Genomic DNA, 7,692 nt, shown 5'->3' on the forward strand with positions numbered 1-7,692 from the left:
GGTGAAGAAGAATGAAGGTGAAGGTGAGGTACGTTCTTTTGTTCATTGTTCCTGCGCTTGTGCTTTATTCTCTTTTCGTTGTTTATCCTCTGTTCGACAGTCTCGTTTTGAGTTTTTATTCCTGGAAAGGCGTTGGACCGAAAAATTTCGTGGGTTTGAAGAATTTCAAAGAAATGTTTTTTGGGGGATTCTCCAAAGAAGTTTTCAACGCCTTTTTTCACAACATCTATTTTTTCATCGTGGCATCTTCTCTCGAACTAGGGCTTGGTTTCTTGATAGCCTTTTTGCTTGCGAGTAAACTTGGAGGAGCGAAAGTTTTTCGAACGGTTGTCTACATGCCGAACATGATTCCGCTCGTCATCGTTGGTTTCATGTGGAATCTGTTTTTGAATCCTCAAATTGGTCTGGTGAACAGTTTTCTCAAACTTGTCGGTTTGAAGAGCTTGGCAAGACCATGGTTGGGCGATCCAGCCACGGCATTGATGAGTATCATTTTGGTCAACACTTGGAGGCACCTTGGCTTTTACGTGCTGGTCATATTGGCGGCGATGTTGAACATATCCCCCGATCTGATCGAAGCAGCTTACATAGATGGTGCGAATAACTGGAAGATCGCTTCTAAGATAATTTTTCCTTTGGTTGTACCAACTTTCAGAACTTTGCTCATACTTCTGTTCATAGGTAGCTTCAACGTTTTCGACATGGTTTATGCCATGACTGGTGTTCAAGCAGGACCTTTCAGGAGAACAGACGTTCTTGGTACGGTCTTTTACCGCACGGCGTTTGGGGGGCTCGGTAGCGCCTACATCGATATGGGACTCGGTGCCGCAGTTACGGTGTTCATCTTTGCAATCGTCATGCCACTTTCGATCCTCTATGTTTTTCTCGTCGAAAGAAGGGAAAGATCATGATCAGATTCGGCAAGATTGGAAAGCTTTTTTCTTATGTGTTTCTTTCCATATATGCTTTGATCATACTCGTTCCTTTCACGATGATGGTTCTCAACTCTTTCAAAACCATGCGGGAGCTGTTTTTAAAACCTTTTTCACTACCGTCTAAGTTCAGTCCCGACAACTTCACCAAAGCTTGGAAGTTCGCCAACATCGGTGTAGGATATAGAAACAGCTTGTTTGTCGCAGGCGTCACGGTTTTGATAGTTGCAACGTTGGCGAGCATGTTCGCCTATATGGTCTCGAAATACGAATTCAATTTCAGAAGGACCATCTTTTTATATTCCATGTTGGGGCTCGCTCTGCCTGCAAGGCTTGCCGTCATACCCATATTCATCTTGCTCAGGAACATGGGATTGACGAACTCCTTGCTAGGATTGATCCTTGTTTACAGTTCGGTCAATTTACCGTTTTCGATTTTCATCCTCAAGAATTTCATCGATGCGGTGCCGAACGAACTGTGCGAAGCTGCGCGTATAGATGGTGCGAATGTTGGATATATCTATTACAGAGTGATCCTTCCACTCATAAAACCGGCACTCTCCATAATAGCGATAGTCACCTTCGTCAACGTTTGGAACGATTTCTTCTTCCCATTGATCTTGATAAACGATCGTTCAAAAGCGACGATAACTCTAGCTGTATCCATTTTCTTCGGAGAATACTCAATCCAATGGCCACTCTTGTTTGCAGGATTGACACTCTCCATAGCTCCAACGGTGATAATGTTTTTGATCTTCTCACGCTTCTTCATTGCTGGCATGACGCAGGGGGCGATCAAGTGAAAAAGAAGGTGAAACTCGGTTTGGACGTTTTTCTCGAGCGGTTCATCGATCGGTACAGAGGTTCGAGGGTGGGACTCGTCACCAACGCAACGGGTATCGACAGTGAATTGAGAAGGAACATAGACCTGTTCGTTGAAAAAGGTTTGAAACTTGTGAAGTTGTTTGGACCAGAGCACGGTGTGTTCACCGCCGCAGCTGACGGTGAGAAAGTTTCAGATTCAATTGAGCCAAGGTATGGTATCGTCGTCCATTCACTCTACGGTGACAGGATCAAACCCACACGAGAGATGATTTCCGATCTGGATGTTTTAATCTATGACATTCAAGATGTTGGTCTTAGATTCTACACTTACATTTACACGATGGCTTACTGTATGGAAGAATGTGGAATAAGCAAAGTCAAGTTCATCGTTTTAGACAGGCCGAACCCTCTTTCAAGAAAAGTTGAGGGTCCAACGATAAAAAGGGAGTTTGAAAGTTTCGTTGGAGGCTATGGACTAGCGCTCAGATACGGTCTGACTCCTGCAGAACTAGCGAATTATTTGAATCAACGATTCAGTATGAACGTAGAACTTGAAACTGTAACTATGGAGAACTACGATCCAGACGGCTATTACGACGAAACGAATTTGCTGTGGAACACACCTTCACCGAATTTACCTTCTTTTGAACATGCGGTCCTTTATGTGGGATTCTGCTTGCTTGAGGGTGTGAACGTTTCTGTGGGTCGTGGTACGACCCATCCGTTCAAGTACATCGGAGCTCCTTGGATCGATTCTCAGCGCCTCTACAAAGAGATGAGGAAGTTTCATCACGATGGTGTTGCTTTCAGAGAAAGAACGTTTGTCCCCTACGCTTTCAAGTTGGCAGGTCAGGTTTGTCATGGTTTAGAGTTCTTCGTGTTGGACAAAAGGAGGATCAAACCACTCCACCTTGCGATAGATTTGATCGCCATCCTCAAAAGGATCCATCCGGACCAATTCAGATGGGACAGTTACGTGCACGATGAGACGGAGAGGTACTATTTCGATCTTCTCATCGGTGATGATCTTTACAGAAAAGCGATCGATGAAGGGGCCACGTCAAAAGATTTTGATAAAATCTGGAACGAAGAATCTCAACTTTTTGCCAGCATGGTAGAAGAATATAGACTCTACTGAGGAGGGTTCATCTTTGTCGATCGTTTATTTTACCGATATGAGCAGTAACAGCAACTTGAATTTGCTACAGAAGCTCGATATTTTGCTGGAAAAAATCGAGTTGAACTCCCTTGTGAAAAAGAACGAGTTCGTCGCCATAAAGTTGCATTTCGGGGAGTATGGGAACCTTTCTTTCGTGAGACCACAGTATTTGAAGATCATCGTGGACAAGCTCAAGTTGACTGGTGCGAGGGTGTTCCTCACGGACGCCAACACGTTGTACGTGGGTCATCGTAGCAACGCGGTGGACCATCTTTTGAATGCCTATTTGAACGGTTTCACCATGGACGTGGTGGGAGCACCAATCATCATAGCCGACGGTTTGAAAGGTGGCGACTATGTACCTGTGAAAGTGAATGGGAACTACATCAAGCAAGCGAAAATCGCTTCAGCCATAGCCCTCGCCGACGTTCTGATCTTCGTCACTCATTTCAAAGGTCACGAGCAGACTGGCTTCGGCGGAGCGTTGAAGAACGTCGGTATGGGTTGCGCTTCAAGGCAAGGAAAATTGGAACAACATTCGGATTCTAAACCCGAAGTTGAAGAGGATCACTGCGTGGCCTGTCGAACGTGTGAAAAATTCTGCCCCACAGGTGCGATGAGTGTATCCAAGGTGGCGAAGATAAATTACGAACTTTGTATTGGCTGTGGCCAATGTATAGCCATGTGTAATTACGGTGCGGTGAATCCCGGTTGGGACAACTCAACAGAACTTTTGAGCAAAAAGATGGTCGAGTATGCGAAAGCCGTTTTGAAAGACAAAAGAGCTGTTTTCATCAACTTCATCATGGATGTCTCTCCAGACTGCGATTGTTGGCATATGAACAGACCTGCCGTTGCACCGAATGTCGGTATCACCATGAGTACAGATCCCGTTGCGATCGATCAAGCCAGCTTGGACTTGATCTTGAAATCAACACACGAAGATCCTTTCCTCAGAGCCCACCCAAATGTGCATTGGGAAACGCAACTTTCCTATGCAGAACAGATAGGCCTTGGAAGTCGCAACTACGAACTTATAAAGATCGCATGCGACTTGCACTGAATTTTTCAAAACTCATTGACAAAGTGGACAAGAAGTGGTGGTGAATCTCCAAACGGGGCCAGACGTTTTTGCACCCTTGTCGTCTTTAGCAACGATCCTCCAATAGTAAGTGGTACCCAAGTTCAACGTTCCAAGACTGTAACTTTTTTGAGTGGTGATCGTGGCCAAATTCGTTGGTGTTGGATCTGTGCCGAAGTAAACCTCGAACGTCAATGGATCGAGATCTGGATCGCTACATTCCCAGCTCAGAATTACATTGTATCTGGATAAATTTTTGGCACCATCCACTGGGCTGGGACTACTCGGTACGTTGGGTGGATTGTTCTGGATTGTGTTATCGTTCTGCGGGACCATGCAGGAAAAAGTTGTGAAAAGTACAGCCACACAACAGATCAAAAGAAACAGTTGATTTTTCACATTCGCCACCTCCAAACAGGTATTTTTCTAGTTTAGTATAGCACATCTGTTCAGCACTATCACCTTCGCAAGCGAATGCGATGGTTTTGAACGAGCCTTTTCGGTTCGATCACGGTTGTCTTGATTCACCTCGTTTTCGATGGGCTTGCAAAGGTATTGACGAAGAAACTATACTGGGTTATCATAACTAAAAAGTTCGCACTGCAAATCGAAGGAGGTGTTCGTGTGGATCGTTTCGCTCTGATCAACGCCACCGTGTTCGTTGGCAACGGCTCAATCGTAGAAAAAGGTGTCGTGCTCGTTGAGAAGGGACGCATCGTCAAAGTGGGAAAGTCTCAATCGATCTCGATCCCTGCCGATTTCACCAAGATCGATCTTTCGGATCGTTTCCTCATGCCAGGTTTGATCGATGCGCATTTGCATCTCACTGGTATGAGGAGCGGTGATTCGATCAAGGAGCATCTTTTAGTTCCTTACGAAACGCTCGTGGCCCGCGCAGTGAAGGATTTGGAATCTCTCATCAACGCTGGTTTCACCACGATCGCAGATGCGGGCGGATCCATCGCGGTGAATTTGAAAAAAGCCGTACAAGAGAAGACGATCTTGGGACCAAGGATCGTAGCGGCGGGTCATTCGCTTTCGCAGACCTTTGGACACGGAGATGCTCACTATCTGCCCATCGATTATGTTGATCCGAGAAATTCGAAATTCAAAACACCTTTTGGTTCACTGATCTGCGATGGTGTGGATGAATGTCGCAAGGCTGCCAGGTATGCCCTTCGTTGTGGTGCAGACTTCATCAAGATCATGTCGACAGGTGGTGTGCTTTCCGAGCGCGACAGACCTGAGTACATCCAATTCACCAGAGAAGAGATCGAAGCGATCGTCCAAGAAGCGAGGCATGCCAACAAGTTCGTTCATGCCCATGCACAAGGTACAGAAGGCATTAAAAATGCGCTCCTTGCCGGTGTGAAGGTGATCGCACACGGAATATACATAGACGAAGAATGCTGTGAGATAGCGAAGAAACTAGATGCCATAGTCGTTCCGACACTCTCCATAGTCGAGCACATCATGCGCTATGGAAGAGAGATCGGTATTCCAGAATGGGGTCTCAAAAAATCTGAAGAGGTTTACAGGGCGCACGTTGAAAACATCAAATTGGCTTATCAACGTGGTGTGAAGCTCGCAACGGGTACAGACTTCCTTGGAGGTGTTAAGGCTTTCAAGCAGGGTGACAACGCACTCGAAATCGTTCTGTTTGTCGAAAAGCTCGGCATGAAACCCGAAGAAGCCTTGATCTCGGCCACAAAGATTGCCGCAGAAGCGGTTGGCTTGGCGAAGCAGGTGGGTACGATAGAGGAAGGTAAATTTGCAGATCTGATAGTTCTGAATGAAAATCCCATCGAGAACGTTGAGACACTTTTGAATGAAAAGAACGTTTCTTTGGTCGTGAAAGAGGGAGAAATAGTTAAGAAAACCATTTGAAGCGTTTTGGGGCCGTGTCCACTCTGCACTGCATCAGATCGATTCAAGTTGTTATCGTTCGACGAACGTGCACACGGCTTTGATGATACAATGCTTTCGTTTGATATGCGCACTCTACAAAGTTCAGAGGGGAGAAAGGTATGATCGAGCGGTTGAGGAAGGATGCTTTAAAGGTCGTTCAGAGCGCCATTGAACATGCGCTTCCAGACAACGCTGTGAAACAAAAGCTTGAACAAATCGAACTTTCAAGCGTTGTTCTTGTGGCCATAGGCAAGGCCGCTTGGCGTATGGCCAAAGCTGCCAAGGATGTGTTGAAGGATGAAATCAAAAAAGGCATCGTCATAACCAAGTACAACCACAGTGAAGGTGACATAGACGGAGTAGAGATCTACGAAGCGGGCCATCCAGTACCGGACGAAAACACAATGAAGGCCACCGAGCGGGCCTTACAGTTGGTAAAAAACTTGACTCAAAACGATACGGTACTTTTACTCATTTCGGGTGGAGGTTCTTCACTGTTTGAAAAACCAAAAGGTAGCGTCACGCTCGATCAACTCCAAAAGCTCACCAACCAGCTTCTAAAGAGCGGAGCGAGCATCGAAGAGATCAACGCTGTGAGGAAGCATCTTTCCGAAGTGAAAGGAGGCAGATTCGCTCAGAAGGTTTTTCCAGCACGCGTTGTTTGTCTGATCCTTTCGGATGTTCTCGGCGACAAACTCGATGTGATCGCCTCAGGTCCAGCACATCCAGATTCGAGCACGAGTCAACAGGCGTTAGAAATTTTGAAAAAATACAACATTTCAGTTGAAGAAAATGTTTTGAAAGAGCTGAGCGAAGAAACCCCAAAGAGTCTTTCGAACGTGGAGAGCCATATCGTTGGGAGTGTGAAGATCGCGTGTGAAAAAGCTGTCGAAGTTGCTGAAGGTCTTGGCTACAACAGTACTATACTCACAACGAATCTGGACTGTGAGGCGAAAGAGGCAGGTTTCTTCATCGCCTCGATCGCGAAAGAGTTGGTCTTGCACGATCGACCTTTGAAAAAACCTTGCGCACTCGTTTTGGGTGGAGAAACGGTCGTTCACGTCAAAGGCAGGGGAAAAGGAGGAAGGAATCAAGAGCTCGCATTGTCAGCGGCGATCAAGATCGCTGGCCTTGACGATGTCGTCATCTGCTCGGTTGGCACCGACGGTACCGATGGTCCCACCGATGCTGCGGGCGGTTTGGTGGATGGGAAAACTGTGGAGAGGATCAAGAAAGCAGGCTTTGATCCGATGAAGTTTTTGGAGGAGAACGATTCTTACAACGCACTCAAAATCGCGAAAGATCTCCTCGTCACAGGACCGACTGGAACCAACGTGAACGACCTCATCTTGATACTGGTCGGTTGAACGGTGGTGTAATCTTTTTGAGGCGAAACTCTAGTCTATAATCAGCAGAAAAAAGAATACAAAAGTTCAAGAACAAACAATGGAATAACTTGGCGAACAAGATAGGTATGTCGTTGGAGAGAAAAGGAATCTATGCGATTGGTAATGAGGGGCGACATTTTAGAGATCATGAACTTTGAAGATCTGAAATGAATCTTGAACGGATCAGTTTGTTGTGGTATCATTCTGTATGAGTGGCGGTGTAGCTCAGATGGTCAGAGCGAGTGATTCATAATCACTATGTCGTGGGTTCGAATCCCACCGCCGCCACCAAATAGAAAAACATGGGGCGTTTGAAATTCGTTCTTTTTCAACTTTTGATCGTTCGAGCATTCTCTCTTCCACATTAAATTTTTAGTGCTTGCATTCTTTCCAATGATT

Annotated in this window: 7 protein-coding genes and 1 tRNA gene; 7 read left to right on the top strand and 1 reads right to left on the bottom strand. The window is 45.9% G+C overall.

Going from position 1 to position 7,692, the window contains the following annotated elements:
- Positions 1-11: 11 nt before the first annotated feature.
- The 4 genes from NZ875_01615 to NZ875_01630 are packed head-to-tail and all read left to right on the top strand — an operon-like array spanning position 12 to position 3,979.
- The gene (locus tag NZ875_01615) at positions 12-911 is read left to right on the top strand and encodes a sugar ABC transporter permease (GenBank protein MCS7174435.1); all 900 of its coding nucleotides are present in this window, start codon (positions 12-14) and stop codon (positions 909-911) included.
- Positions 908-1,735: a carbohydrate ABC transporter permease gene (locus tag NZ875_01620; GenBank protein MCS7174436.1), complete on the top strand. Its 828-nt coding sequence runs from the start codon at positions 908-910 to the stop codon at positions 1,733-1,735. Before NZ875_01615 ends, NZ875_01620 begins: the two co-directional genes overlap by 4 nt.
- Positions 1,732-2,895: a DUF1343 domain-containing protein gene (locus NZ875_01625; protein MCS7174437.1), complete on the top strand. Its 1,164-nt coding sequence runs from the start codon at positions 1,732-1,734 to the stop codon at positions 2,893-2,895. The genes NZ875_01620 and NZ875_01625 overlap by 4 nt, the downstream gene beginning before the upstream one ends.
- A 13-nt stretch (positions 2,896-2,908) precedes the next feature.
- Positions 2,909-3,979 (top strand): DUF362 domain-containing protein, encoded by a 1,071-nt coding sequence (locus tag NZ875_01630; protein ID MCS7174438.1) that lies wholly within the window; start codon positions 2,909-2,911, stop codon positions 3,977-3,979.
- 12 nt (positions 3,980-3,991) lie between these two features.
- Here NZ875_01630 and NZ875_01635 read toward each other — a convergent pair whose 3' ends face one another.
- The gene (locus NZ875_01635) at positions 3,992-4,396 is read right to left on the bottom strand and encodes a hypothetical protein (protein ID MCS7174439.1); all 405 of its coding nucleotides are present in this window, start codon (positions 4,394-4,396) and stop codon (positions 3,992-3,994) included.
- Positions 4,397-4,516: 120 nt separating this feature from the next.
- Between NZ875_01635 and NZ875_01640 the strand changes: the two genes are divergently transcribed.
- The 3 genes from NZ875_01640 to NZ875_01650 all read left to right on the top strand — a co-directional run bounded on the left by NZ875_01640 (position 4,517) and on the right by NZ875_01650 (position 7,584).
- Positions 4,517-5,884 carry an amidohydrolase family protein gene (locus NZ875_01640; GenBank protein MCS7174440.1) on the top strand — a complete coding sequence of 456 codons (1,368 nt, stop codon included), beginning with the start codon at positions 4,517-4,519 and terminating at the stop codon, positions 5,882-5,884.
- Between the two features lie 140 nt (positions 5,885-6,024).
- Entirely contained in the window at positions 6,025-7,272 is a 1,248-nt protein-coding gene (locus tag NZ875_01645) for a glycerate kinase (GenBank protein MCS7174441.1), read from the top strand.
- 235 nt (positions 7,273-7,507) lie between these two features.
- A tRNA-Met gene (locus NZ875_01650) sits at positions 7,508-7,584 on the top strand.
- Positions 7,585-7,692 lie beyond the last annotated feature (108 nt).

The organism is Pseudothermotoga sp., from assembly GCA_025060105.1.
In the GTDB taxonomy this organism is placed as follows: domain Bacteria; phylum Thermotogota; class Thermotogae; order Thermotogales; family DSM-5069; genus Pseudothermotoga_A.

Coding starts and splice junctions, on each gene's coding strand:
- NZ875_01615 (MCS7174435.1), top strand. CDS start 12: ATGAAGGTGAAGGTGAGGTACGTTCTTTTGTTCATTGTTCCTGCGCTT.
- NZ875_01620 (MCS7174436.1), top strand. CDS start 908: ATGATCAGATTCGGCAAGATTGGAAAGCTTTTTTCTTATGTGTTTCTT.
- NZ875_01645 (MCS7174441.1), top strand. CDS start 6,025: ATGATCGAGCGGTTGAGGAAGGATGCTTTAAAGGTCGTTCAGAGCGCC.